20 protein-coding genes are annotated in these 23,136 nt (G+C 69.6%); 9 read left to right on the forward strand and 11 right to left on the reverse strand.

From position 1 onward, the window contains the following. Nucleotides 1-4 precede the first annotated feature (4 nt). Both ENSA5_RS11010 and ENSA5_RS37455 read right to left on the reverse strand, forming a co-directional pair. The gene (locus tag ENSA5_RS11010; protein WP_146155564.1) at nt 5-1,201 is read right to left on the reverse strand and encodes a hypothetical protein; all 1,197 of its coding nucleotides are present in this window, start codon (nt 1,199-1,201) and stop codon (nt 5-7) included. 95 nt (nt 1,202-1,296) lie between these two features. Continuing rightward, nucleotides 1,297-1,464: a hypothetical protein gene (locus tag ENSA5_RS37455; protein WP_181197632.1), complete on the reverse strand. Its 168-nt coding sequence runs from the start codon at nt 1,462-1,464 to the stop codon at nt 1,297-1,299. A gap of 133 nt (nt 1,465-1,597) precedes the next feature. Between ENSA5_RS37455 and ENSA5_RS11015 the strand changes: the two genes are divergently transcribed. The 6 genes from ENSA5_RS11015 (at nt 1,598) to ENSA5_RS11040 (ending at nt 8,832) form a co-directional block, all read left to right on the forward strand. Then, a complete protein-coding gene (locus ENSA5_RS11015; protein ID WP_106391599.1) occupies nt 1,598-2,506 on the forward strand; it encodes an efflux RND transporter periplasmic adaptor subunit in 909 nt (302 codons plus the stop codon). Beyond that, nucleotides 2,503-4,722, forward strand: a complete 2,220-nt coding sequence (locus tag ENSA5_RS11020; protein ID WP_106391600.1) for a peptidase domain-containing ABC transporter — start codon at nt 2,503-2,505, stop codon at nt 4,720-4,722. Before ENSA5_RS11015 ends, ENSA5_RS11020 begins: the two co-directional genes overlap by 4 nt. Then, complete coding sequence (locus tag ENSA5_RS35830) at nt 4,719-5,687, forward strand: efflux RND transporter periplasmic adaptor subunit (protein ID WP_146155566.1); 969 nt, start codon at nt 4,719-4,721, stop codon at nt 5,685-5,687. Before ENSA5_RS11020 ends, ENSA5_RS35830 begins: the two co-directional genes overlap by 4 nt. After that, nucleotides 5,674-6,261 (forward strand): 2OG-Fe(II) oxygenase, encoded by a 588-nt coding sequence (locus ENSA5_RS11030; protein WP_106391601.1) that lies wholly within the window; start codon nt 5,674-5,676, stop codon nt 6,259-6,261. Before ENSA5_RS35830 ends, ENSA5_RS11030 begins: the two co-directional genes overlap by 14 nt. Continuing rightward, entirely contained in the window at nt 6,233-7,864 is a 1,632-nt protein-coding gene (locus ENSA5_RS11035; RefSeq protein ID WP_181197633.1) for an alpha/beta hydrolase family protein, read from the forward strand. The genes ENSA5_RS11030 and ENSA5_RS11035 overlap by 29 nt, the downstream gene beginning before the upstream one ends. Before the next feature lie 326 nt (nt 7,865-8,190). After that, a complete protein-coding gene (locus tag ENSA5_RS11040) occupies nt 8,191-8,832 on the forward strand; it encodes an RNA polymerase sigma factor (RefSeq protein ID WP_106391603.1) in 642 nt (213 codons plus the stop codon). On the opposite strand, the gene ENSA5_RS37460 is transcribed toward ENSA5_RS11040, so the two are convergent. The 4 genes from ENSA5_RS37460 to ENSA5_RS11060 all read right to left on the reverse strand — a co-directional run bounded on the left by ENSA5_RS37460 (nt 8,810) and on the right by ENSA5_RS11060 (nt 14,150). Continuing rightward, on the reverse strand, nt 8,810-10,162 hold the full coding sequence (locus ENSA5_RS37460) for a hypothetical protein (RefSeq protein ID WP_181197634.1): 1,353 nt from the start codon (nt 10,160-10,162) through the stop codon (nt 8,810-8,812). The genes ENSA5_RS11040 and ENSA5_RS37460 overlap by 23 nt on opposite strands. 88 nt (nt 10,163-10,250) lie before the next feature. Continuing rightward, a complete protein-coding gene (locus ENSA5_RS11050) occupies nt 10,251-10,868 on the reverse strand; it encodes a class I SAM-dependent methyltransferase (protein WP_106391604.1) in 618 nt (205 codons plus the stop codon). Between the two features lie 183 nt (nt 10,869-11,051). Further along, entirely contained in the window at nt 11,052-12,053 is a 1,002-nt protein-coding gene (locus ENSA5_RS11055; RefSeq protein ID WP_106391605.1) for a Yae1 family protein, read from the reverse strand. Nucleotides 12,054-12,434: 381 nt separating this feature from the next. After that, nucleotides 12,435-14,150 carry a CotH kinase family protein gene (locus ENSA5_RS11060; RefSeq protein ID WP_106391606.1) on the reverse strand — a complete coding sequence of 572 codons (1,716 nt, stop codon included), beginning with the start codon at nt 14,148-14,150 and terminating at the stop codon, nt 12,435-12,437. A gap of 101 nt (nt 14,151-14,251) precedes the next feature. Between ENSA5_RS11060 and ENSA5_RS11065 the strand changes: the two genes are divergently transcribed. Further along, a complete protein-coding gene (locus ENSA5_RS11065; protein ID WP_146155568.1) occupies nt 14,252-15,409 on the forward strand; it encodes a beta propeller repeat protein in 1,158 nt (385 codons plus the stop codon). Between the two features lie 373 nt (nt 15,410-15,782). On the opposite strand, the gene ENSA5_RS11070 is transcribed toward ENSA5_RS11065, so the two are convergent. From ENSA5_RS11070 to recN, 5 genes are all read right to left on the reverse strand, one after another. Then, on the reverse strand, nt 15,783-16,607 hold the full coding sequence (locus ENSA5_RS11070) for a hypothetical protein (RefSeq protein WP_106391608.1): 825 nt from the start codon (nt 16,605-16,607) through the stop codon (nt 15,783-15,785). Between the two features lie 132 nt (nt 16,608-16,739). Beyond that, nucleotides 16,740-17,195 carry a hypothetical protein gene (locus tag ENSA5_RS11075; RefSeq protein WP_106391609.1) on the reverse strand — a complete coding sequence of 152 codons (456 nt, stop codon included), beginning with the start codon at nt 17,193-17,195 and terminating at the stop codon, nt 16,740-16,742. A gap of 9 nt (nt 17,196-17,204) precedes the next feature. Next, a complete protein-coding gene (locus ENSA5_RS37465) occupies nt 17,205-17,795 on the reverse strand; it encodes a hypothetical protein (RefSeq protein WP_181197635.1) in 591 nt (196 codons plus the stop codon). A 5-nt stretch (nt 17,796-17,800) separates the two neighbouring features. Next, complete coding sequence (gene greA / locus ENSA5_RS11085) at nt 17,801-18,283, reverse strand: transcription elongation factor GreA (protein ID WP_258182819.1); 483 nt, start codon at nt 18,281-18,283, stop codon at nt 17,801-17,803. A 176-nt stretch (nt 18,284-18,459) separates the two neighbouring features. Next, complete coding sequence (gene recN / locus ENSA5_RS11090) at nt 18,460-20,322, reverse strand: DNA repair protein RecN (RefSeq protein ID WP_106391610.1); 1,863 nt, start codon at nt 20,320-20,322, stop codon at nt 18,460-18,462. A gap of 310 nt (nt 20,323-20,632) precedes the next feature. Between recN and ENSA5_RS11095 the strand changes: the two genes are divergently transcribed. Further along, nucleotides 20,633-21,373 carry a hypothetical protein gene (locus ENSA5_RS11095; protein ID WP_106391611.1) on the forward strand — a complete coding sequence of 247 codons (741 nt, stop codon included), beginning with the start codon at nt 20,633-20,635 and terminating at the stop codon, nt 21,371-21,373. A gap of 30 nt (nt 21,374-21,403) precedes the next feature. Further along, entirely contained in the window at nt 21,404-23,119 is a 1,716-nt protein-coding gene (locus tag ENSA5_RS11100; RefSeq protein ID WP_106391612.1) for a protein kinase domain-containing protein, read from the forward strand. The last annotated feature ends 17 nt before the right edge of the window (nt 23,120-23,136 follow it).

Raw genomic sequence — 23,136 nt, forward strand, 5'->3', positions numbered from 1 at the left:
GGCTCTACTTGAGGAAGAACATGTCGAGGGGATCGAGCTTCGGGCCGCCGTAAGCGGGCAGCTGCTTGGTAGCCCAGGCGACGAGCGCAGGCTCATCGCTGACGATCAGTCGGTTCATGGCCGCGATCGCGTCGGGCTCGCCGAGCGGGAATCGACGGCTGCGCAGGAGCTGCTCGCGCCACTGCGGGCGCGAGGCCTCGACGACTCCGCGGCGCTCGATCGCGTCGTCGAGATCTTCGAAGCCAGCGAGGCTCGTGAAGCGAAAGTCGATCGGCCCCGCCTGCGGGGCTCGCCAGGCCTGCTCGGCGCTCCAGTCGAGCGCGGGCTGGCAGGCATCACCGCGCTTGACCTTGGCCCACAAGCGCGCGCCGAGCTCGTCGAGGAGCGCGTCGCCCCAGTCCGGGAGCTCGATCGCAGCGTCGAGGGCGGCGTCGTCGTAGCGCTGGACCCCGGCGAGGTGCTGCAGCCACTGCCTCGAGTAGCGCCGCTGGGCGCCGCCGTAGAGCAGCTCGTGACGCAGCCACTGGTGGGTCACCGGGCTCCGGCGCAAGGCCTCGACCCCGAAGCCGGGGAAGATTCCGGTGCAATAGAACCGTGCGATGATGCCAAAGAAGTCTGGGGTCTGAGCCGTGAAGTCCGGGCAGAAGCGTTGGTACTCGCGCTCGAGGGCGGCCTGGTACGAGACGGTCAAGCGGGCGAAGGCGCTGCCGATGTCGAGCTCGGCGCCGAGGCTGCGGCAGCACAGATCCCAGTAGTCGAGGCCCACGGTTGCGACCGCCTCGGTCACGACCATTGCGAAGGCATGATCCTCGAGCCGGTCCGGGTCGAGGGCTCCGCGGCCGAACCCGAGCTCGGGCCGGAGCTCAGCAATTGTCTGGGTCGCCCAAATATGAAGATGATCGTGGAGCACGAACGCGAGCTCGGGCAAGAACAGATCGTTCTCGTTGAGCGCGCGCAGATCGACGCTTGGATCGTCGAGCCACTGACCAACCAAAGAGTTGTCGGCGACGTAGATCTCGGCACGAAAGGGGTTCCAGCCGGCTGAGGTCTTGGCGCGGCGGATCTCGTACAGCCAGTTGGCGTCGATCGGCCGCCGCACGACTCGGGTCCGGGGGTCGTCGAGCAAGTGGCGCACGGCGCTGAGCTCCGCCAGCGGGCGACCCGTCGAGGCGGCGGCGTCGGTCTGCAAAGCTGCGTTCACTCGAAATCTCCTCAAGGATGCGAACCGCTCGTGCGCGTGTTACTGGGCCGAACGAAAGAGGGGGTCGGCGTCGGACACCGACCCCCTGAGCAGGTTCAGAGCGTGGCGCTCGCGGCCTTCGGAGTGGCCTGCTTGCCGATCTCGCTGCTCTTGCAGTCGCCGTCCTCGCAGTTCTTGCTGTACTCCTCGCGACCGCCGATGAGATCGGCGGCGCCACGGACTTGCTGGAGATCGGAGATGCGGAGTTCCTTGATGGTCTTCATGATTGTTTTCCTTTTGTCCTGCTCGACAGGGGGTCGAGCACTCACTCCCTTTGTGCGCATCCGAGAGAATCTGACGAACTTTTTTTTGTCGCTGTATCCGTCAGATTTTCGCGGCACCAGACAATGTGTCGACGTGGACTTGCGACCAGAAGCCCTGGCCGAGCTCAACCACGCAGGTTGGGCTCGGGGCACACCCAGCCGGCGCGAACGGGCGTGGTTCAAGGGCCCGATCATGAGCTTGGGTCTGCTGGTGTTGTCGGGGGCCCTCGCGCTGGTGATCCCGAGCCCCGAGCGGGTCTCCGGTCGCGGGGTCGTGCGGGTGCCGGGCACGGTCTACCTGCGCAGTGAAGCTGCCGGGGGCATCGCCGCGATGGCGATCGCGCCCGGCGACACGGTCGCGGCCGGCCAGGCGCTCGTCCGCCTCGACGACCCCGAGACCGAGGGGGAGCTCCGCCGCGCGCGACGTCGCTACGACGAGGCCCTGACGGCGATGCTACGCAGCCCGCTCAACGAGGCCCTGCGCAGCGAGGTCGGTGACGCCCGGGTCGCGCTGGCAGATCTTCGGGATCGTCAGGCTGCGCTGACTCTCCGCAGCCCCGCCGCCGGGAAGGTGGTCTCGGTTCGTGCCCGTGAGGGCGGGATCGTGGCGGCCTCGGACATCGTCGCGACGATCGCCGCGACGGAGTCGCCGGGCGCCTCGCGGCCCTACCTGGTGGCCAGCTTCCCCGACGCGACGCTCGGGGTCATCGGCGAGGGCACGAAGCTCGAGCTGGTCGTCGAGCGTGCCGGCGAGCACCGTCACATCTTCGTGGTCCGCTCGGTCTCCCGCGAGGCCATCTCGATCGCCGATCCCCTCCAGCGCCACGAGCTGGCCTCGCCCGAGGGCTCCGACTCGGTCCTGGTCGTCGAGGCCGAGCTCGTCGATGAGGCCGAGTCGAGCGTGCTGTTCGAGGGCATGGTCGGGGAGGTCCGAGCGCTGGTCCGCGAGCGCTCGCTGCTCGAGCGGATCACCGAGGCGATGGGCTGGAGGACCCGGGCATGAGCACCGCGGCCTCCGAAGTGTTCGCCGAGCGCGTCTCGGGCCGGATCCTGCCGACCCGCCGCGCGGGTCGACTCCGGCTGGTCCGCCAGCTCTCGGCCTCCGAGTGCGGGGTCGCCTCGTTGTCGATGGCGATCGGTTACCACGGCTTGTTCTTGCCCCTCGCCCAGGTTCGCCGGCTGGTCGGCGACGTCTACGACGGCGTGACCCTGGCCCACCTCGCGCGCACGGCCTCCGACCTCGGCCTGATCGCCTGCGGCTACCAGGCCGAGGTCGAGGATCTGGCCGAGTTCGCGCCCGGCACGATCCTCCACTGGCAGCTCAACCACTTCGTGGTCCTCGGACGGGTCGCGCGGGGCCGCTACGAGATCTACGACCCCGCTCGCGGCGTGCGATGGTGCGAGGCCGACGAGGTCAGCCGCGCGTTCACGGGCATCGCCCTGACGCTCGAGGCCGGCGAGACCTTCGAGCCCCGGCTCGAGCGCGAGCGGCCTCTTCGGCGCCACTTTGGTCGCGTGCTCTCGCAAAAGCGAAGGCTCGGGACCGCGGTGGTCAGCTCGCTGTTCATCCAGGCGATCGCCTTTTGTGTGCCGATCTCGATGGCGATCGCGGTCGAGGATCTGATCCCCTGGCGCGACACAGGCGGGCTCTCGGTCCTGGCCGCGGCCCTGGTCCTGGCCTCGTTCGGACGCTTCTGGGCGATGCTGGTCCGGGGTCGAACGCTCAAGCTCGTCGACGTCGCGCTTGAATCGTCGATGCGGGCGACCTTCTTGCACCACCTCCTGCACCTGCCCTACCGGGTGTTTCTGACCCGCTCGCAAGGTGACCTGCTCCAGCGGATCAACGCCCACCGCGAGGTCCGCGACGCGCTGTCCTCGGTCGCGCTGGCGACGGTGCTCGACGCCTCGACCGCGGCCGCGTTCTTGCTCGCGCTGCTGCTCTTGCACCCGAAGCTGGCCCTCGCCGCGCTCGGCCTGGCCACGCTCCAGGCCCTGGTCACCGCCTGGAGCTGGAAACGGCGCGAGCGCCTGACCGAGACCTACCTCGAGGCCGACGCGGTCTGTCAGACCCGCCAGGTCGAGGCCCTCGCGACCGTCTACAGCACCAAGGCCATGGGCCGGGAGCAGGCGATGCTCCAGCGCTGGTCGAGCGCCTTCGTCGAGCAGCTCCAAGCCGACCGCGCCCGGGGCAACTTCGAGGCCCTGCTCGACGCGATCCGTCCGAGCATCGGGATGCTGACCCCGGCTTGCATCCTCGGCTTCGCCGGGACCAGCGTGGCCCAGGGCGACATGAGCCTCGGGGCCCTGTTCGCCGCCAGCGCGCTGATGCCCGGGTTCATGGCCCCGGTCGGACAGCTGGTCGGCGCGGTCCAGTCGCTGGCCGACGCCCGCAGCGTGGCCGCCCGGATCAACGACGTGCTCGAGGAGCCGTCGGAGCTGCCCGCCGAGCTGTCCGAGGCCGGGGCCACGCCCGCTCGGCGAGTCCGCGGGGGGATCCGCTTCGAGCAGGTCAGCTTCGGGTTCCGCCCGGAGCAGCCGATCGTCGACGGCTTCGACCTCGAGATCCTCCCGGGCCAGACCGTCGCGCTGGTCGGCAGCACCGGGTCGGGCAAGAGCACGATCATCAACCTGCTGCTCGGGCTCTTGCACCCGAGCCAGGGCCGGGTCCTGTTTGATGGGGTGGATCTGACCAGCTTTCATCCCCAGCAGCTCCGGCGTCAGTTTGGCGTGGTGCCCCAGCGCGTCCAGCTGATCCAGGGCAGCTTCCGCAGCAACATCTTGTTCGGGGCCGACGATGAGGCCGGCGATCGGGTCGAGTGGGCGGCCGAGATCGCCTGCCTCGCCGACCGGATCGCGAGCGAGCCCGCCGGGTTCGAGGCCGAGGTCGCCGAGGGCGGGAGCTCGCTGTCTGGCGGTGAAGCCCAGCGCCTGGCGATCGCCCGGGCGGTGGTCACGCGGCCGCGGGTGCTGGTCATGGACGAGGCGACCAGCGCCCTCGACACCGCGACCGAGGCCAAGGTCTACGAGTCGCTGCGCCAGCTCGACTGCTCGCAGGTCGTCGTCGCCCACCGGCTGTCGACCATTCGCCGCGCGGACTTGATCGTCGTGATGGACCGGGGTCGCTGCGTCGAGCGAGGCACCCACGCGGAGCTGATCGCCAAGGGGGGTCACTACGCGCGGCTGGTCGCGGCTCAGCTCGCAGAGGACTGCGCGGCATGAAGGGCACGAGCGCCGCTTTGGTCGCGCTGGTCTGCGCCGCCGGCCTCGCCTGCGAGGCCGAGCTCGACTCGGCCGCGCCCGCGCTCGTCGACGACGCGCGCGTGCCCGGACACCTGGCCCCGCGCTCGTCGCTCGAAGGCTCCGCGACCGAGGTCGATCCCTGCACGGAGGTCGGCGTGATCGTCCCGCGCCTGAGCCTCGAGCTCCACGCCCCGCGGACCGGGCTCCTGCGCGGTGGCGGGCCCGAGCTCCACCTCGAGGGCGAGCCGGTCTACGAGGTCGAGGCCGGTGACGATGTCGCATCCCTCGCGGTCCAGCGGGCCGAGCTCGCCGAGGCCAAGGCCACCCGCGAGCGCTACGCGGCCGAGCAGCGCGCGCGCGCTCGCGAGCTTCGCGGCGCCGAGCAGCTCGGCGAGCACCTCGCCGGGCAAGACCGCGACGCGGCCCGCGAGGCCCACAGCATCTCGACGCGCGAGTTCGACCGGGCCGAGGCGACCCGTCGGGCCGCGGCCGCTCGGCTCGAGGCCCAGCGGGCCCGGATCCACGCGGGCCAGCTCGAGGCGCCCTTCTCGGGCCGACTGGTGCGCGAGCAGGTGATCCCCGGAGCCTGGGTCGAGGCCGGACAGCTGCTCGGTCGCTTCGCCTCGACCGAAGATCTGGTGCTCCGGGTCGGCCTCCCCGCCGAGCTCGCCCCGGCCGGGCCGATCGAGGTCCGCTGGCGCTGGCCGGGGCAGCGAGGCCAGGCCTTCGAGGCCGTGCTCGCGCCCGCGCGGACCGACGTCGACGAGCTCTCGGGGCTGCGCCTGTACGAGGCGTCCGTCGACCCACGAGTCCGCGCCGAGCATGCCTTCGGCGAGGGCGTGATCGTCGAGCTCCCAAGCTGCCACGGCCGATCTGTATCCCCGCTGTCTGAGCCACCCGAGCCAGCCAAGACCACCGAGCCCGCTGACCATGACCAACCCTGAGCCCAACCGAACCCACCAGATCGGCGACCGCCTGATCCAGGTCTACGACGAGCTGTTCACGGATCGAGAGGTCACCAACTTCGCCAACGTCGTGATGCAGCTCGACTACACGCGTCGGCCCTCCTTCGATCGCGAGCTCAGCGCGAGCCTGGACCCGGAGCTGTTCCGAGCCGCGCCCTTCTTGTTTCCGACGACCGAGGCCGTGTTCAGCTCGATGCGCGAGGCCTTCGCGCTCAGTGATCGGAGCGTCGCGCTCAGCCACGTCTACGCGGCCGCGATCGCGTCTGACGCCTGCGGCACGGTCCACACCGACACCCCGCACCCCCAGGCGATCACCTTCTTGTACTACGCCAACCCGGTCTGGCGGACCGGCTGGGGGGCGGAGACGGTCTTTTACGATCACAGCGGCGACGCCCAGGTCGTGGTCGCACCCCGGCCCGGTCGCCTGGTGGCCTTCCACTCCAACATCCTCCACCGGGCCGGGATCCCTCACGCTGACACTCCGACGCATCGCTACACGGTGTCTGTGTTTTACTATGCCGAGTGTGAACGCAAGCGGATGGCGGCCGCCTGAGTCTGCGAGCTCCCCAACGGCTGCATGGGTCCTGAGCTTCGCGCTCGCGCTCGCCGGGCTCGGGTGCGCGGCGGAGGTGCCAGCGAGCGAGCCCACGCCCGCGCCCCGCGAGCAGCCAAGCCCCGAGCCGACCGCGATGCCACCCACCAAGCCCGCCACGCCCGCGCCGGTCTGGCTCCCGGAGCTCGAGCCAGGCCCGCACGCGGTCGGCTATCGGCAGCAGTGGTTCGAAGATCCGACCCGCTCGCTCTTCGACCCCAGCACCGGCGCCTCGACCAAGCGACCGCTGTTGCTGTCGGTCTGGTACCCCAGCGACGCCGCCGCGCCCGACGGCCAAGGTGGGCAGGGCATGGGGGTCGACGACTACCTCCGGGTCGAGGCCCCGGGCGCGGGCGCCTGGCGCGAACGGCTCGCGCGACACGTCCGCAAGGTCCGCGACCACGAGGTGTTCGACGGCGAGCCGACCGACGCGCTCGCCGAGCTCGCGACCATGGCCCGCCGCGACGCGAGCTGGGCCGCGGGTCGCTTCGCGCTGGTCTTGGCCCACCCCGGCCTCGGCGGGAGCTTCTCCGACAATTTCGTGCTCTGGGAGTACCTGGCCTCGCACGGCTTCGTCGTGGTCTCGGGCGCGTTCTTGGACGCGAGCGGAATGAGCAGCGCGATCAACTGGGACCCGGCGACCTCGATCGCCGATCTCGATCGCATGTTCGAGGCCGCGGCGGCCTGGCCCGGGGTCGACGCCGATCGCAGCGTGGTGATCGGTCACAGCTACGGCGGGCAGGCGGCGCTCGCCTACGCCCTCGCTGGCCGCGACGTGCTCGGCGTCGTCAGCCTCGACTCGACGATCGAGTACGCCAACCCCGACGAGCCCTGGTACGAGGAGCCCGAGCCGGCCCGCTACCTCGGGGCACGCGAGCGACTCCGGGTCCCGACCCTCGTCTTCCACTCGGGCGGACAAAGCACCTACGTCGAGGGTCTGACCCGCTCCGATCGAAGCGTGGTGGTCCTGCCCGAGCTTCAGCACAACGACTTCATCGCCCACGGCGGCGTGCTCCGGGCGGTCTACACCGAGCACGCCGATCCAAAGGTCCGCGCCGGCTACGTGGAGGTCGCCGACACGGTCCGGCGCTTCATCGCGCGGACGACCTCGGCGAGCCAAGCACCCGAGCCGGTCGAGCCGACCCCCGACAACTGGACCCGACTGCCCGCCGAGCCCGGGCCGCCCGAGCTCGCCGAGGTCCTCGGCTGGATCCGCGAGCTCGGACCGGGCGCGGCCTGGGAGCGCTGCGCCAGCCACGAGGGCTGCGCCGCCGAGTCCCAGCTCAACGCGGCCGGCTACGTGCTGTTGCGCGCCGGTAGGCCCGCGCTCGCCGAGCAGGTGTTTGCGACCGTCGTCGAGCGAGTCCCCGAGTCCTGGAACGCCTGGGACTCCTGGGCCGAGGTCGCGGCCGAGCGGGGCGAGCGGGCAGCGGCGACCGAGCGCTACGGCAAGGCCCTCGAGCTGGTGGTCGAGCTCGAGCGGAGCCGACCGAGGTCCGACAACGCGGTGCACCGCGCCCGAATCGAGCGCCTGCTCAACGAGCTCGAGGCCCCATCAGGCTGAGCGAGTTGGGCCTTGGCTCGGTCGCGTCCCTCGCCGCCCGACGAGGTGATCCCCGACCCCAAAAAGCTTCCGCGCTCGAGCGCATGGCGGGCGCGAGCATCGGCTTGGGTCGAGGTCTCCTTCGCGGCCGCGGTGGGGCGCAGGCGCAGCTGGTGGGTAATCACAGCTGGCCCGAGACAGCGTTCAGACGCAGTTTGCGCTGAACGCAGTGGGGAGTGAGACCGACCTCGGAGCCGGCGCGCCCGGGCTGAACTCCGCGTATCGTGAATTCGCGCACCCCCCAGTGTCGCCCGGGTGGCCCGGGTGGCTCGCGCGAACAAGGACGCATGCAAGCAGCCTTCGAGCCCCAACAGGTGGCGCGGGCGCTCGACGGTGATCGTCGGGCCCTGCAGACCCTCGTGCAGCGACTGCTGCCCGTCCTCCAAGCGGAGGTTGGCTACACCATGCTCCGCGAGGCTCGAAGTGAGGGTCGCGACCCGCAAGAGGAGGTCCGCGACCTCGTCCAGGAAGTCTTCGTGTCGCTGCTCGCCGACCGCGGCAAGACCTTGCGTAGCTGGGACCCCGCCCGGGGCCGCTCGCTCGACAGCTTCGCCCGGCTGGTCGCCCGCCGGCAGGTCCGAGCGACGCTGCGATCGGTCCGCCGCAGCCCATGGACCGAGCTCCCGGTCGCCGGCGACGAGCTCGCGCTGCGGGTCGTCGACGGGCTCACGCCCGCCCAGCAGTTCGAGTCGTGCGAGACCCTCGCCCGGCTGTTGGAGCGCCTCGATCAGCGCCTCGACGAACGTGGCATGCGCCTGTTTGCGATGCTCTACGTCGAGGGGCGCAGCGTCGAGGAGGTCATGGCCGCGGTCGACATGAGCCGCGATGCCGTCTACGCCTGGCGGCTGCGCTTTCGCAAGCTCGCGGCCTCGCTCGCGCGCGCGGCCGAGAGCCAGCCGGCGACCGCTACGGCGCCTCGAAGTGGTTGAGCGCGGCCTCACAAGCCGCGCTCGTGACGTTGATCCCCGTGTCGGGCTTCGTATCCGCGGACCACGACTCCACCCAGGTCCCCTTCAGCACCACGCTCGTCGCTGACTGCGAAGACTCCCCGGCGAACCAGCCGAGGGTGTCGACGCACGCCGCCTCGGCGTCGTTGGCTCCCGTGGGCATACAGGTCGCGTCCGAACCGACCCCGATCAGCGTGCCGTAGTCGCCGACGGCGGGGTCGCTGAAGCGACAGGCCTGGTTGGTGAAGTTCCCGACCGTCTGACACCCCATGCTCACGCCGTCGGCCGTCGCCTCTTCCAGCAGTGGCCGGACGTGGTCCTCGGTCGCGGTGGGTCCGTGCCAAAAGCGCTCCGCACAATTCCACAGCGCGACCCCGACCGACGCTGGCCCGTAGCTGTCTCGGGCGTGGCGATAGAGCGTCAGCGGTGTCTCGCAGTCGACGTCGGCAGCGTCGGCCCCGGGCAGGTCGAAGATGCAGTGGCCAGCCTCGAACAGGATCGGCGCGTCGAAGGCGTCCTGATACATGTCCATGACCGCGAGATAGGACGCGGTCAACGCTCCGTCCTCGGGCTCGGGTGGGAAGTTGTCCCGCGTGACGCGAAAGTGCATCTCGGCCCCGTTGGTCATCGTCGTGATCGTGAAGTAGACCCCCGCGAGCGCAGGGTGGTCGGCGAGCGCAGGCCCAAGATGATCGCTGAGCGCCTGGCTGAGCAGCTGCTGGTAATTGGCGTCCCAGGGCAGGCAGAGATCGCCTTGAAAATTACCGCTGTCGAGGGCGAAGGTCTCGCACTGTGCCAGCCAGCTCGCGGGCAAGTTGATGCCCTGGTAGAGGACGAGCAGCGCTCGACCGTCGCGTTCCGCGATCGCGTCGAGGTTGGCGACGATGGTCTGCGCCAGCGCGTCCATGTCGTCGCCGCACACGTCGAGCGCCATCCGCAGCAGCGACCCATCGGCGGCGTTCCAGTTGTCGTTGACCTGGCCACACGCGTTCACGGGCCCGCCCGACTCGAAGCGCCCCCAGATCCGCGCGTCGTCACCCGAGGGCCCGGTGTCCGTGGCCTCGTCGGTGTCCGTGGCCTCGTCGGTGTCCGTGCCCGTGTCGGTGTCTGTGCCCGTGTCTGTGCCCGTGGATTCGCTGCCCGCGGACTCAGCTCCCGAGCTCGAGTCGCTGGTAGCGCAGTCCAGCTCGCTCGATGCACAGCTCGAGTCCTCGGCCGGGGGGGCGTCGGTCTGGCAGGCGGCGAGCGCCGTCGTCGCGCAGGCGAGAGGAAGTAGGCTGTGCAGCAAAGAACGAGGCGGGGAGATCTGCATCGGCACCGAGTGTACGCGAGGCGGGTCGAGCGGATAAACGCCGCGCCCGACGGTCGGAGCTCGGCTGTTCAGGCGTGAGTGCGCGCGCTCAACCCGGACGGCGCGCGATGAGGTCGATCAACGCCGACTGCCCGACGTGCCGGCTGCCCTCGTGCAGCTCGCGCTCATAGGCCTCGAGTCGGAGGATCTCCCAGCCGTCGAACGCGTCGCGGAGCAGCGCTTCGGAGTACAGGTGCTCGACGCGCGGCGGGCCACCGGTGCCGTACTCGATCTGCTTGGTCGTGTAGCCGTGCAGCAGCAGGAGGCCGCCGGGCCGCAGGGTTCGCTCGATGCCCGCGAACACCCGCGGACGAAGCTCGGGGGGCGAAAATTGGATGAACACGGCCGCGACCGCGTCGTAGGCCGCCTCGGGCCAGTCCCACTCGTGGATGTCGGCGTGACGAAAGTCGACGCGCACGTCGTGGTCCTTGGCGAGGCGGCGGGCCTTGGCGATGCCGTGCTCGGCGATGTCGGTGGCGTGAACCTCGTGGCCGTGTTTGGCCAGGAACACCGAGTTGCGACCCTCACCGTCCGCGGGCACGAGGACGCGCGAGCCGGCGGGGATCCGATGCGCGTGCTCGCGCAAGAACACCGCGGGCTCGCGGCCGAACACATAGTCCTCGGTGTTGAAGCGGTCGTTCCAAAACTGTGATCCGAAGGGCTGCATGGTCTGTCCTCGTGCTCGGTTTGACCGTCGGGCGTGGGCTGGTGGTGGGCCCTGGGCTCGACGCGCTCGAGCAGTGCTCGTACGGGGCGTAGTACGTGTGGAGCGGGCCGGGCATTACCGCCAGCGTTTCGGTCTCATGCGCGAGCGCGACCGCCTCGATATCGTCGACGCCGCAGCCGAGCGTCAGCCGTCGAAGAGCTGATCGAGGGGCGCGTCGACAGCGAGGGATCGGGCCCCGTCGTACCAGCGCTCGAGCGTCTCGAGGTCGCCGCAGGTCTCGATTCGCTCGCGCAGCCCCACGCTCACGGCGAAGCCTCGGAGCTCGAGGATGTCGACGAGCGCCCGACGCAGGGTCAGGAGCTGACCGATGTGCAGACCTTCTTCACGACCCTCGTCACGACCTTCTTGACGACCTTCTTGACGACCTTCTTCACGACCGTGATTGAAGCTGTAGCCCTCGCGCTCCATCTCGGTGAAGGTCTCGAAGCGGCCTTCGTCGAGCTCGCCACGCTCGCGCAGCTCCTTCATGGCCTGTTGAACGACGGCGGTGGGTGCGATCGACATGACGAGTACAGTGTAGCGCCGGCAACTCGCGGAATCGAGTGTCTGCAGCGCAAGCAGTGCGGCCCGGATCCCGGCCACCCGGAGGGAGAATGGAGAGTCTTCGCGGGCGTGGTAGACGGCGCCGAGGATCGTCTCGAGCGGGCGGCGGCGTGCCTCGTCTGCGTCGTCGATTAGCTTGATCTGATCCGGCTCGAGCAGGAGCAGCGGAGGCGCGACCTGCGGCATCAGCTTCTTCCGGATCCGATCTCGAAGTCGGGGGCTGGGTGCGACGACGACCACCAGCGCATCCGTACGAGACTCGGCCGCGAACGCGGCTTGCAACAACGCCCAGATCCAGCGCTTGTCGGCGTTCCAGCTGAGTTGAACCTCGAAGATCCAGATCACGAGGAGCTTGCCATCGAAGGTGTGAACGACCAGCACGAGGTCGGCGGCGGCCTTGCGGGCGGCCCGGGCCAGGCCGGAGACCTCGACGCTCGGGGTGCGCTCTTGGATCTCGGCGATGTTGTCTGAAGAGACCCCGCCTGCGGCACAGACGATCTCGGCCAGCACGCGCCGGGGCATGTTTCGGAGGAGCTCGACGAGGCTCTCGTGGGCGCTGGCGAGTTGCTCGAGCTGGACCATGGGGGCTTCCACTCGCAATCAGCGGGCCAGGGGTGAATGCAGTCATTACGATGATTTGGCACCGACCGCGCCGCAGGGAGTGGCCCGCCAGCGGGTCGCTGGCCCGTCGCCGGGCCAGCCTCATCCCCCTGATCATGTTCAGTCGATGCCCCGCGTGAAGGAGGCCCTGCGCGTCAGGGGCTGGGGCGCCGTCTGAGGCTAGCAGCCCGGGGTGCAATGCATCGTGTCGCCTCGCGCCGGAATTTTCGCCGAGGGCGCGAAGCCAAAACGCCGCTGTACCGGGCGTACTGCAAGTTTTGGAGACAAAGCCATCGGCGAAAAGGCCAAGCGAGGCGGCGCGAGGCATTGCACCCCGGGCTGCTAGCGCCGCCCAAAACCAGCTCAGCCCGGGTCGCTACACACGAAGGAGCCCTTCTCGATGCAGTTGCGCTCAAACCACGCGCCGCCCGAGAGAAACACGCAGTCAAACCAGTCGAGCTGGTGCGAGGGCTCGCCGCTGGCCCAGGCCGAGAAGCTCGGGGTGCTGCCGTCGAGCCAGCGATACTCGGCCTCGACGTCGCGGTCGTTGAGGCCGATCGACCACCGGCCCCCGCTGATCTCGGCGGCGGCGGCCCAGACCTCGGCCATCTGCGCGGCGCTGTCGAAGCGCGCGAGCACGTGGCCCTGATCCTCGCAAAAGTCCCGGGCCTGCAGCCAGGTGATCGAGTTCCAGCACAGATAGAAGGTCCGCCCGCCGCTCTCGAGCGAGGGGCACTCGCAGGCGGGGACGTCGTCGGGGTAGCCCGTGCAGTCGTTGTCGACCCCGTCGCAGAGCTCTTCGGCGTCGGGGTTGATCGCGGGATCGGACTCGTCGCAGTCCTGAAAGCAAGGGCCGTAGCCGTCGTCGTCGGCGTCGGGTTGCTCGCCGTCGACGAGGCAGTCGAGCTGGGGGCCGAGCTCGGCGGCGCGGTTGTTGATGTAGGCGAGGGAATCTTCGCGGCCCGACTCGACCGAGGCGAGCGAGTGGGGCCTGCGCGGATCGGAGCGCATCGCCGCGTCGGTCAAGGCGATCGCGCGGCGGACCTCCTCGCTCATGTCGATCGCCGCGAGCTCGGTCAGCGCCTGCTGCGAGGCCTCGACATAGTCGACGAGGCACGCGGGCTCGTGGACGCACTTGTAGCCGAGGTAGCCGCCGTGGGCGAAGGGGCTGACGTGGCGGACGAGGGCCTGGTCGAGGCCCCAGGGCAGGTAGGTCCACAGATCCTGGCTTGGCTCGTGATAGATGAAAAAATTGTGGCCGCCCATGTGGCCGTCGAAGTGGCCGACGATCGCCTCTCCGGCCAGGAACGCGAGAAAGCGCGGCATGTCGACGAGGGCCTGATCGCCGTAGAACACCGCGGCGCCGTCTTCGACGGCCAGCTCCGAGAACGCGCGCAGATCGTCGCGGCTCTTGTCGGCGCCCTCGTCCTGGTCCCAGTTCTCGACGTCCTGGTCGAGGTCGGTGGAATTCTCGGACTCGTAGAGGTTGCCGCTCGGATCGTCGTAGACCCGGGCGAGGAACTCGTCGTCGTAGGGCTCGATGTTGAGATAGAGGCCGTACTCCTGGTCGTTGACGAACACCTGCGCGTAGCCGACGCGGGGCGCGGGGACCCCGAGCTCGCGAAACACTCGATAGGAGATCCACTCGCGCAGCATCGACGGGTCGACGACCATGTTGTTGAGGGTGAGGCCCTCGAGGCCCAAGAAGCGGTTGCCGGGGATGTACTCGTTGAATTTGATCTTGAACGCCGCTTTTTCGTCGAGCGAGCGAAACGAGTGGTTGCCCTTGAGCCGGATCCCGATGTTGTCGTAGACGACCCCGTCGTACTCGAAGCTCCCGGGGACCCACTGCTTGGGCTCGGCCTCGAGCGCGGCCCACGAGCTCGCGTCGAGGCGGAGGTCGAAGCGGGGCAGGCGGTCGAGAGAGAAGAGCTCGTCGGAGTTCGTCGCCGGCCCCGTGTCGAAGTCGTAGTCGCCCCACTTGGTCTGGTTGCAGCCGCTCAGCACGCTCACGCACAGCGCCGCGGCGGCGGCCAGGCGGCCGCACCGACGACCTGCGCGTGCGCGAACGCGGGGCATGGGCACATGCTAGCGTGATATGAACAGGGGTGCTCTCGTGCTCGCCGCGACGCCTCGCCGTTACCATGTTCGCGACCGCGCTGGTGGGATGCGGCGGGCTCGTGGGTGATGACGATCACGGCGCTGACGAGGGCGAGCCGCAGTCGTGCGCGTCGATCTCCACGCCCGTTGGCGAAGGCGCGGGCGAGCAGCGCCTCGAGCTCGTTGCGACGCGCGAGCAGATCCCGGGTATCGCCGATCAGCCGACCGCGCGGGGTCGCAGCCTCGGCGTCCTGCATGCCTTCGACGGGCGCCTGCAGCTCGGTTACGGCGATTACAGCGACAACACCGGGCCCATCGCGATGCCCGCCTGGGATCCGCGGCTAGGTGCCTTCGTCGACATGGGCGTGCTGCCGACCGAGGAGGTGTCTTTTTTTCACGCGGCCCACGGCGCGCTCTACAGCCCGGCGATCGACCCCGACGGTCATCAGGAGTCCGGCGGCGTCTACCGCCTCGACTGCGGCGCCGCGGCGTGGTCCGTCCAGACCCCGATCCCGGGCGCGGTCCATGTCTACGCCGTCGCCTCCCAGGGCGAGACCCTCTATGCCAGCACGGGCTCCGTGAACGGGGCGCCGGCGCTGCTGATGGCTTCGGACGATCGCGGCGCGAGCTGGACCGAGCTGCTGCGGCGTGAGTCCGATCCCGATCGCTACTCGCGCTTTTACTTCATGGCTGCGACGCCCGAGCTCTTGTTCGTCAGCGGCCGCGACTACCCCAACCCGGGCGAGAGCTTCGCCTGGATCCGTCGCGGGGGCAGGTCCGGTGCGTTCGAGGCGCTCGACGATCCGCCGGACGGCTCGCTGGTCCCGGTCGTGCTCGGCGACGAGCTGGTGATCGCCCGGTTCTCGGGCAGCCCTGGCATCAGCGATCATCTCGCCAGCTACCGCGTCGAGGGGCAGGCCTTCGTGGCCCACGAGCCCTGGCCGGTGCCGGGGAGCGTGGCCAAGCTGATCACCTGGGCGCCGCAGGTTGGCGAACAAGACCAGCCCGAGCGCCTCCTGGTGTTGATGGCCAGGCCCGACGGCGGCGCGAGCGTGCACCGCAGCGCAGATCTGGCGGCCGGGCCCGAGGGCTGGAGCGAGCTCGTGAGGCTCGACGCCCTCGACGGCGACGAGTTCGTGTCGATGGCGCTGGTCTCGAACGACCTCTACCTCGGGACCCGCGAGGGCTCGCTGTGGGCTGTGCGTGAGCTCGAGAGCGCCCCTGCGGGCATGGATTGAATCTAGAGACCTTAGACCCTGAGTCGTCAGCGAGGGCGCTACGCATGGTCGCTAGCGGTGGGGATATCTTGTTCGTTGATGAGGTTGTGGCGTGGGCGTCGGGAGTCCGCGCAGGGCCACAGGAGGTCCGAGTTCGGGGCGTCGCCTCTCGATCTGGGGTGCAGAGGGCTCTTGGTACACGCGCTCTAGCAGCCCGGGGTGCTAGGTCGGTCGATTGGGCGTCGAAGGTGCTTTTCGTACGGCGATACCCCGAACTCGGACCTCCTGTAGCCTTTTTTGCGCTCTGCTTTTGGCGGGGGGTGACCCCGCTCCGCAGCGCTGGGCGATATCAGATCGTCTTAGGCTTGCAGCGGAGCCAGCAGATCGGTGGGCCTCACTGCGGTACGTAGCAAGCACCAACGTTCTCGAGCCCGGGCTGGGGGTCGAGGGGGATCGGGCCGCAGACCATCGGCGCCTGGCAGGGGTCGGCGTCGGCGAGGTCGCACAGGGCGGTGCAACAGCTCGGATCGGTGCACCCGGGGATGATCCCGCCGGTCTCGCACACGAAGCCCTCGGCGCAGCCCGAGTCGTTGACGACGCTGCAGGGGTCGGCCGTCGAGCCCTGGTCGTTGGCGCGCGGGTATCGGCAGACGAAGTTCGAAGCGCGCACGCGCTGGCAGACCTGAAGCTCGGGGCACAGGGGCGCGAGGGGGTCGCAGACCGCCGCGCACACGGGGATCTGCAGGTCGAGCGGGGCGCTGCACAAGGCGGCGTCGCAGTCGTCGTCGTCGCCGCACAGCTCGAGACACAGGCCCGTGGGGCTGTCGGGTTCGCTCGGGATGCAGGCGTAGCCGGCGGGGCACTGATCTTGTCCGGTGCCGGGCGCGGGGGTGCACGACTCGAAGGGCAGCTTGGCGGTGTCGTCGGGCACGCAGTCGTAAAGAGGCGCGCCGCCGCCCGAGGTCAGGACCGTGCACTTTTGGCCCTCGGGGCAGGGCATGTCCTCGCTCGGGTCGCAGTTGAAGGTTGGATCGCCGGAGTCGCCGCTGTCGGTGCTGGGAGCGCCGTCGCCCGAGTCGCCGTCGCCGTCGCCGTCGCCGTCGCCGGATGGGTCACCGGTCTCGGACTCGCTGCCGTCGTCGAGCGTGGTGGGCTGACAGGCGAGCGTGGTGAGTGACGACAAGAAGATGAGGACAAAGGTCGAGCGGTGCGTGAGCATGGGCTGCCCTGACAACGGGTCTCGGGGCGAGGCTTTCGCGTGGCGAGAACCATTTACTCATAGCACGGTCCCGCGGCGGCCCTCTGGTAGCCTGGCGGGCGTGGACAGCTCTCGCAAAGGCGAGTGAGCGCGTCAGCTGCCCACGTGCGCCGCGCAGCCCCGGACGATCGCCGCAGCGAGCTCGATCGCGTGGGTCGAGGCCTCGTCCCTGGTCTTGGCGAGGCGCACGAGACCTGTCGGCGGCATGACCGGGATCGCGAGCAGCTCACGGCAGCGGAGGCAGTGCTCGACCTCGAGAGGTCCCCGGAGCCCGGAGTCCTCGCCGTCGGCCGCGGCGGCGAGCGTCCGCAGGTGGTCGATGTAGCTGCGACCCCAGACGCTCTCGCAGCGCTCGCGTGACCAGCCACGAGCGGCCATGGCCACGAGCGCAGCGTTGAGGGCCATGCCCGCCGCGCGGCGGGCGTGGGTGACCGCGGTTCGGCGTGCGCCCAAGGACGCGCGGCCTTGCTCGAGCTCGGAGTTGGCGGCCGCGAGCCACTCGAGAGCGGAGAGGCGCCAGAGCCAGTGATTCGCGTCCGGCTGGGTCATGGCGTCGCGTCAGGGTCCCGTGTCGCCATCGCCGTCGCCATCGCCGTCCCCATCGCCGTCTCCATCCCCATCGCCGTCGCCGTCGCCGTCCCCGTCGCCGTCCCCGTCGCCGTCTCCATCCCCATCGCCGTCGCCGTCGCCGTCGCCGTCCCCGTCTCCATCGCCGTCGCCGTCGCCGTCGCCGTCGCCGTCGCCGTCGCCATCGCCATCGCCATCGCCATCGCCGTCGCCATCGCCATCGCCGTCGCCGTCGCCGTCGCCATCGCCGCTCATATCAGCCGGCGGCTTCGGGAAGTCTTGCTCGTAGGGATCGAGCCCGGTCTCGCCGTCGACCATCGAGTCGTCGGGGATGCAGTAGCCGACCTTGCCGTCGCTCGAGCACTCGTCCGGCCCGAGCACATCGGTGTCGTCGATCACGCAGATCAACCCGTCACGGCAGTCCGCGGCGCAGCGACACAGATCTCCCTCCTGGGCCTTGCACGCGACCCCCGGCGCGAACGCGAGGGCGACCATGGCGAAGGCCCGCGCGAGCCCGGGCAGCCGCTCACGGGCGTGACGCAGGTGAGGCGAGGAGACTGACGCGTCGATGAGCAAAGCCATGGGCCTCAAATTGCCTTGTACTCGACCTTGACGACCTCGAACTCGCGCTCGCCCTTGGGCAGGTTCACGCTGACGTCGTCGCCCTCGGACTTGCCGAGCATCGCCCGGGCGATCGGCGCCGCGATCGAGATCTTGCCGCTCTTGACGTCGGTCTCGTCCTCGCCGACGAGCACGTAGACGACCTCTTCGTCGGTGTCCATGTCGGTCAGCGTGACCGTCGCGCCAAAGCCGACGGTGCTCGAGTTGATGGTCGTGGGGTCGATGACCTGGGCGTGGCCGATCCGGCCCTCGAGGTAGGCCATGCGCGCGGCGAGCTCGGCCTGGCGATCTTTGGCGGCGTGATACTCGGCGTTCTCGCGCAGATCGCCGTGGCCGAGGGCAGTCTCGATGTCGAGCACGTTGTTCGGTCGCTCGACTTCTTTGATGTGCTTGAGCTCGGTGCGGAGCTTGTCGAGGCCGGCCGGGGTCATGGGAAAGCGTCGGGCCATGGGTGTACCTTTGACTTGAAATTCGTCCGGCTCGTGGGTGGTCGAGCGACGGACAGGTAGTGCGGTTGGCGGCGGGGCGAAGGTTGAGCCTGGCGCCCGCCGGGCGGCCCGCCCGGCGAGTCTGCCCGCCTCGCGGCTGTGCAGGCCAGCGATGGTACTCAAGGACCGAGATCGCCTCAAGCGCGGCGTGAGCCGGTCTGCCGCCGGGCTGGCTTGGGCTTGGGCTTGGCCTTGGACTTGGTCTTGGCCTTGGGCTTGGCCTTGGACTTGGCTGGCTTGGGCTTGGCCTTGGCCGACTTGGCTTTGCTGGCGCGGGCTGGCTTCCGGGCTTGCTCGATCAGCGCGCGGGCGTGTTCGCGGGCGCTGTGGGTCACCTGCTTGCCGCCGAGCATGCGCGCGAGCTCCTCGACCCGCTCGTCGTCGTCGAGTCGCTCGACCCGGGTCACCGTGCGCCCGTCGACGACCTGCTTGCGGACGCGGAAGTGGGCCTCTGCGTAGGCTGCGATCTGCGGCAGGTGGGTGATGCACAGCACCTGATGCTTGCTCGCGGCCTTGCGCAGGCGCAGGCCGATCGCCTCGGCCACGGCCCCACCGACGCCGGCGTCGACCTCGTCGAACACGTAGGTTGCGACGCGCTGTTGAGTCGAGAGCACGCTCTTGACAGCGAGCAGCACCCGCGACAGCTCGCCGCCGGAGGCGACCTTGTTCAGGGGCGCGAGCGGCTCGCCAGCGTTGGCCGAGAAGCGCAGCTCTGCGCGGTCGCGGCCCCGCGGTCCGAGGCCGCTGCGCGGGTCGGACTCGTCTTGGTCGTCGAGCGGACACAGGCTGACGGTCAGCTGGGCGGTGGGGATGTGCAGCGCCGCGAGCTCGGCCTCGACCGCGCGCGCGAGGCCGCTGGCGGCCGCGACTCGGGCCTCGTGGAGGGCGTCGGCGCGCTGGCAGGCCTCGGCCCACAGCTCGGCCTCGAGCTGCTCGAGCTGCTCGAGCTCGCCCTCGGTCGAGTCGAGGGCGTCGAGCTCCTCGCGCATCGCCTGGGCCCGCTCGATCAGCTCGTCGACCTCGCAGCCGTGCTTTCGCCGGAGCCGATCGAGCTCGTGGAGTCGCTCTTGCGCGCGCTCGAGCTCGCCGGGCTCGACCTCGATCTCGTCGCTGAGCCGAGCGGCCGCGGCCGCGGCCTCTTCACAGGCGATCTGCGCGGCCTCGAGCTGCTCCGCGAGCTGGTCGAGGATCGCGAGACCCTCGGGCAGCCGACGGGCGCGCTCGAGCAAGATCGCGAGGCGCGAGGCCATGGCGTGGTCGTCGTCGTAGAGCTGGGCCTGGGCCTCGGTCGCGAAGCCCGCGAGCTCGTGGGCGCGGCACACGACGGCGAGGCGGCTGCGCAGCTGCTCGTGCTCGCCGGGCTCGGGGCTGACGCGCTCGAGCTCCTCGATCTGAAAGCGAACGTAGTCGGCCCGCTGGAGCCGCTCGGTCTCGAGCTCCCGGATCGCGCTGATGCGCTCGCTCAGCTCGCGCCAGCGGCGGTAGTGCTCGGCGTAGTCCGCGAGCGGCCCCTCGGGACCGTCGAGCTCGGCGTAGGCGTCGAGCAGATCGAGGTGGTGCGAGACATGGGTGAGCGAGTGGTGCTCGTGTTGGCTGCAGATCTCGAGCAGCTCGCCGCCGATCTCGGCCAGGACCGCGAGGGTCGAGAGGTTCGACTGGATCGCCGCGCGGCCCCGGCCGGACCGACGGATCCGCCGCTCGAGCACCAAGGTGCCGTCCTCGCTGTCGAGGCCGAGCTCGTCGAGGCGCTCGCCGAGGGCCGGGTGCAGGGGCTGGTTGTTTGGGCCGCGGACCGCGAACTGGGCCTCGACTCGCGCGGCCTCGTCACCCTCGCGGATCAGCTCGGCGCGCCCCCGAACGCCGCGCAGGAGCGTGAGCGCGTCGACGATGATCGACTTGCCCGCGCCGGTCTCGCCCGTGAGCACGTTCATGCCGGGCTCGAAGTCGAGAGCCACGTCATCGAGCAGGGCGAGGCCGCGGACGCGCAGGTAGTCGAGCACGAGACCTCCCTATCACAGCGGCCGGCCGCCGCGGGGGCGCGGACGGCACCTGCTCTAGTCAGGATCACGTGCGTGCATATTGATCGCGCGGTAGCCACGTGGTGCGAGCATTCGTGGTCCACCCTGGCGACCGGATACCCACACAGAACTACAGTAGTACTGGATTTTTCCGATATTTATGTTGCATTTGTGTGCGGGGATATGTAAAAAACTAAACGCAGTCGTCGGCGAATCACGACGCTAGTCGCAGGCCGACACCGACAATGGCTGACGCAGCAAGCGCCATAACCGCTTGCGAACGGGGTTTTGCGTGTCCAAGGCGCTGATCGCATATCAAGACCGCCTCGCTGGTGCCCGCCAGCGGCTCAAGGAGCGAGCCCAGTTGCGGGTGCTGATGGGGCCCGAGGCGGATCCGGAGCTACTGCACGCATTTCTGATCCAGTGGGCGGCCCTCTCGGTCCAGCTGCAAGAGCCAGCCGAGCACTTCCTGGTCGAGGCCAGCCGGCGCTGCGCTGGGCTCGGCGAGCACGGGTTGTCGCTGAGATTGCTACAGATCGCCAGCGAAGCGATCGAGCGCTACCGACTGTTGGCCGACGACACCCGCACGCTCGCGCAGCTGTGGAACGGGCGTCGGCTGCCGCCGCTGGACCTCACCTACTTGTTGACCCAGCCCCAGACGCCGTCGATGAAGCGCCTCCACGCCGGCTACGAGGCGCTGGTCAACGGCCCCGAGCCGTGGGCCTTGCTGGCCGCGCGCTACGAGGCCGAGGCGATGCTCGGCTCGATCGCAGCTCAGGTCACGGCCCAAGCCGAGCGCCTGCTCGGCGCCGACGTTCGCCCGTGCCTGCGCAGCGTCGAGGCGCTCGCCAACTTCACGGAGCGGGGCTCACTCGACAAGACCATGGTCGCGTTCCTCGAGGCCAGCCCGGCTCGCGTCGAGCGCATGAGCGAGGTTGGTGAGCGCACCCTCCAGATCTACGCGGACTTCCTCGTCGAGTGCTGCGTGGCTGCGACCAACTTGTCGACCTGGCGAGATCGAGAGCACGGTTGAGCCCGACAGAAGTGCTACAACAGCTCGTGGATGGTGGCGGGCAAGATCGACGACCAACTCGACGCCGCGAGCGACCAACTCGACGCTGCGAGCGTTGGGGCGCTGATCGAAGCCCTCATCCCTGACGACCGCGAGCGCCTCAATGTCGAGGGCGAGATCGCTCGCGGGGGCATGGCGGCGGTCCATCTCGGGCTCGATCGGGCCCTCGGTCGGCGGGTCGCGATGAAGCTGATCCTCCCGGAGCACCAGCACTCGATGCTCGCGGTTCGCAGCTTCGTGCGTGAGGCGCAGATCACCGGGCAGCTCGACCACCCCAACATCGTGCCGGTCCACGAGCTCGGCGTCGACGAGCGCGGGCGCCTGTTCTTCACCATGAAGCTGGTCGACGGCCGCACGCTCTACGATCTGATCGAGGCGCTGCGCTCGACCCACGATCGGATCGACGAGCGCGGGTTCAAGGTCGCGACCGCGGTCAGCCATGAAGACCTCCTGCGCCTGCTCGACGTGTTCTTCAAGGTCCTCGACGCCGTCGCCTTCGCCCACAGCCGCGGCGTGACCCACTGCGACATCAAGCCCGAGAACGTCATGGTCGGCGACTACGGGCAGGTCTATCTGATGGACTGGGGCATCGCCAAGGTCATGCCCGAGCCGGTCGGCGTCAACCCGCTCGCCCGCAGCAACCGCGTCCGCAACACGCTGCCGCTGATGCCGGTCAACGCCAACCTCATCATGGGCACGCCCGCCTACATGAGCCCCGAGCAGGCCCGCGGAGATCAGCGCCGGGTCGACGAGCGCTCCGACATCTTCGCGCTCGGAGCCATGCTGTTCGAGATCTTGACCGGTCACCCGCCCTACCAGGGGCGGAGCGCCGTCGACGTGCTGCTCCAGGCCGAGGAGGCCAGCGCCAAGCTGCCCGAGCAGCTGCCGATCGCCCGCGAGCTGCGTCGGATCGTCGCTGTGGCCATGGCCCCCTCGGCCCGGGATCGCTACCAGCGTGTCGAGGACATGCAGGCCGATCTGCGCGGGTTCATGCGCGGAGGCGGCAACTTCCCGCGTCAGGTCTTCGCGCCCAACGAGTGGATCATTCGCGAGAACGAGGTCGGCGACGCCGCCTACATCTTGATCTCGGGCCGCTGCGAGGTCTTCAAGCAGATCGACGGCAAGGCCGAGTCGCTGCGGACCCTCGGCCCCGGCGACGTGTTCGGTGAGACCGCGATCCTGGCCTCGACCCCGCGCACCGCCAGCGTCGTCGCGCTCACGGAGGTCGTCGCCGTGACCGTCACCGCCGACGTGCTCGAGCGCGAAGTCGACGCGATGAAACCATGGATGGGCGCCTTCATCCGCGCCCTCGCCCAGCGCTTCTCCGAGGTCGCTGACCGGCCGCGGTCCGGCCCGAGCTCCGCCCGCCTCGCCGTGCCCGCCGAGGCTCGGGGCACCGGTCGAACCCAGCGGCAGCTGCAGGCCCTGCGGCCCGGTCAGGGCTCGCTCCGTGATCCGGCCCAGGTCGCCAACCAGGCGATGATGCTGCTCAAGAGCTGGGGCAAGTGGGACCGCGACCTCGGCAACGCGATGAGCCTCGAGCGCGCGAGCGGGGCCTTGGCTACGATCTGTGGCCTGACGCAGGCTGAGGTTCTGACGACTCTGCGTTCGTTCAAGCAGTTCGTGATCGAGCCAAAGCACGACTCGATCTCGCTCCGAGACGACCGCTCGCTCGTTCAGGAGCTCGCCAGGGTCTTGAAGATTTAGCGCGAGCTTGAAAGATC

The sequence above is a fragment of the Enhygromyxa salina genome (assembly GCF_002994615.1).
Taxonomy (GTDB): domain Bacteria; phylum Myxococcota_A; class Polyangia; order Nannocystales; family Nannocystaceae; genus Plesiocystis; species Plesiocystis salina_A.

Excerpts from the sequence above, each read along its gene's own strand:
- ENSA5_RS37455 (WP_181197632.1), bottom strand. The coding sequence starts at position 1,464 with ATGAAGACCATCAAGGAACTCCGCATCTCCGATCTCCAGCAAGTCCGT.
- ENSA5_RS11020 (WP_106391600.1), top strand. The coding sequence starts at position 2,503 with ATGAGCACCGCGGCCTCCGAAGTGTTCGCCGAGCGCGTCTCGGGCCGG.
- ENSA5_RS35830 (WP_146155566.1), top strand. The coding sequence starts at position 4,719 with ATGAAGGGCACGAGCGCCGCTTTGGTCGCGCTGGTCTGCGCCGCCGGC.
- ENSA5_RS11030 (WP_106391601.1), top strand. The coding sequence starts at position 5,674 with ATGACCAACCCTGAGCCCAACCGAACCCACCAGATCGGCGACCGCCTG.
- ENSA5_RS11040 (WP_106391603.1), top strand. The coding sequence starts at position 8,191 with ATGCAAGCAGCCTTCGAGCCCCAACAGGTGGCGCGGGCGCTCGACGGT.
- ENSA5_RS37460 (WP_181197634.1), bottom strand. The coding sequence starts at position 10,162 with ATGCAGATCTCCCCGCCTCGTTCTTTGCTGCACAGCCTACTTCCTCTC.
- ENSA5_RS11050 (WP_106391604.1), bottom strand. The coding sequence starts at position 10,868 with ATGCAGCCCTTCGGATCACAGTTTTGGAACGACCGCTTCAACACCGAG.
- ENSA5_RS11055 (WP_106391605.1), bottom strand. The coding sequence starts at position 12,053 with ATGGTCCAGCTCGAGCAACTCGCCAGCGCCCACGAGAGCCTCGTCGAG.
- ENSA5_RS11060 (WP_106391606.1), bottom strand. The coding sequence starts at position 14,150 with ATGCCCCGCGTTCGCGCACGCGCAGGTCGTCGGTGCGGCCGCCTGGCC.
- ENSA5_RS11070 (WP_106391608.1), bottom strand. The coding sequence starts at position 16,607 with ATGCTCACGCACCGCTCGACCTTTGTCCTCATCTTCTTGTCGTCACTC.
- ENSA5_RS11075 (WP_106391609.1), bottom strand. The coding sequence starts at position 17,195 with ATGACCCAGCCGGACGCGAATCACTGGCTCTGGCGCCTCTCCGCTCTC.
- ENSA5_RS37465 (WP_181197635.1), bottom strand. The coding sequence starts at position 17,795 with ATGGCTTTGCTCATCGACGCGTCAGTCTCCTCGCCTCACCTGCGTCAC.
- greA (WP_258182819.1), bottom strand. The coding sequence starts at position 18,283 with ATGGCCCGACGCTTTCCCATGACCCCGGCCGGCCTCGACAAGCTCCGC.
- ENSA5_RS11100 (WP_106391612.1), top strand. The coding sequence starts at position 21,404 with ATGGTGGCGGGCAAGATCGACGACCAACTCGACGCCGCGAGCGACCAA.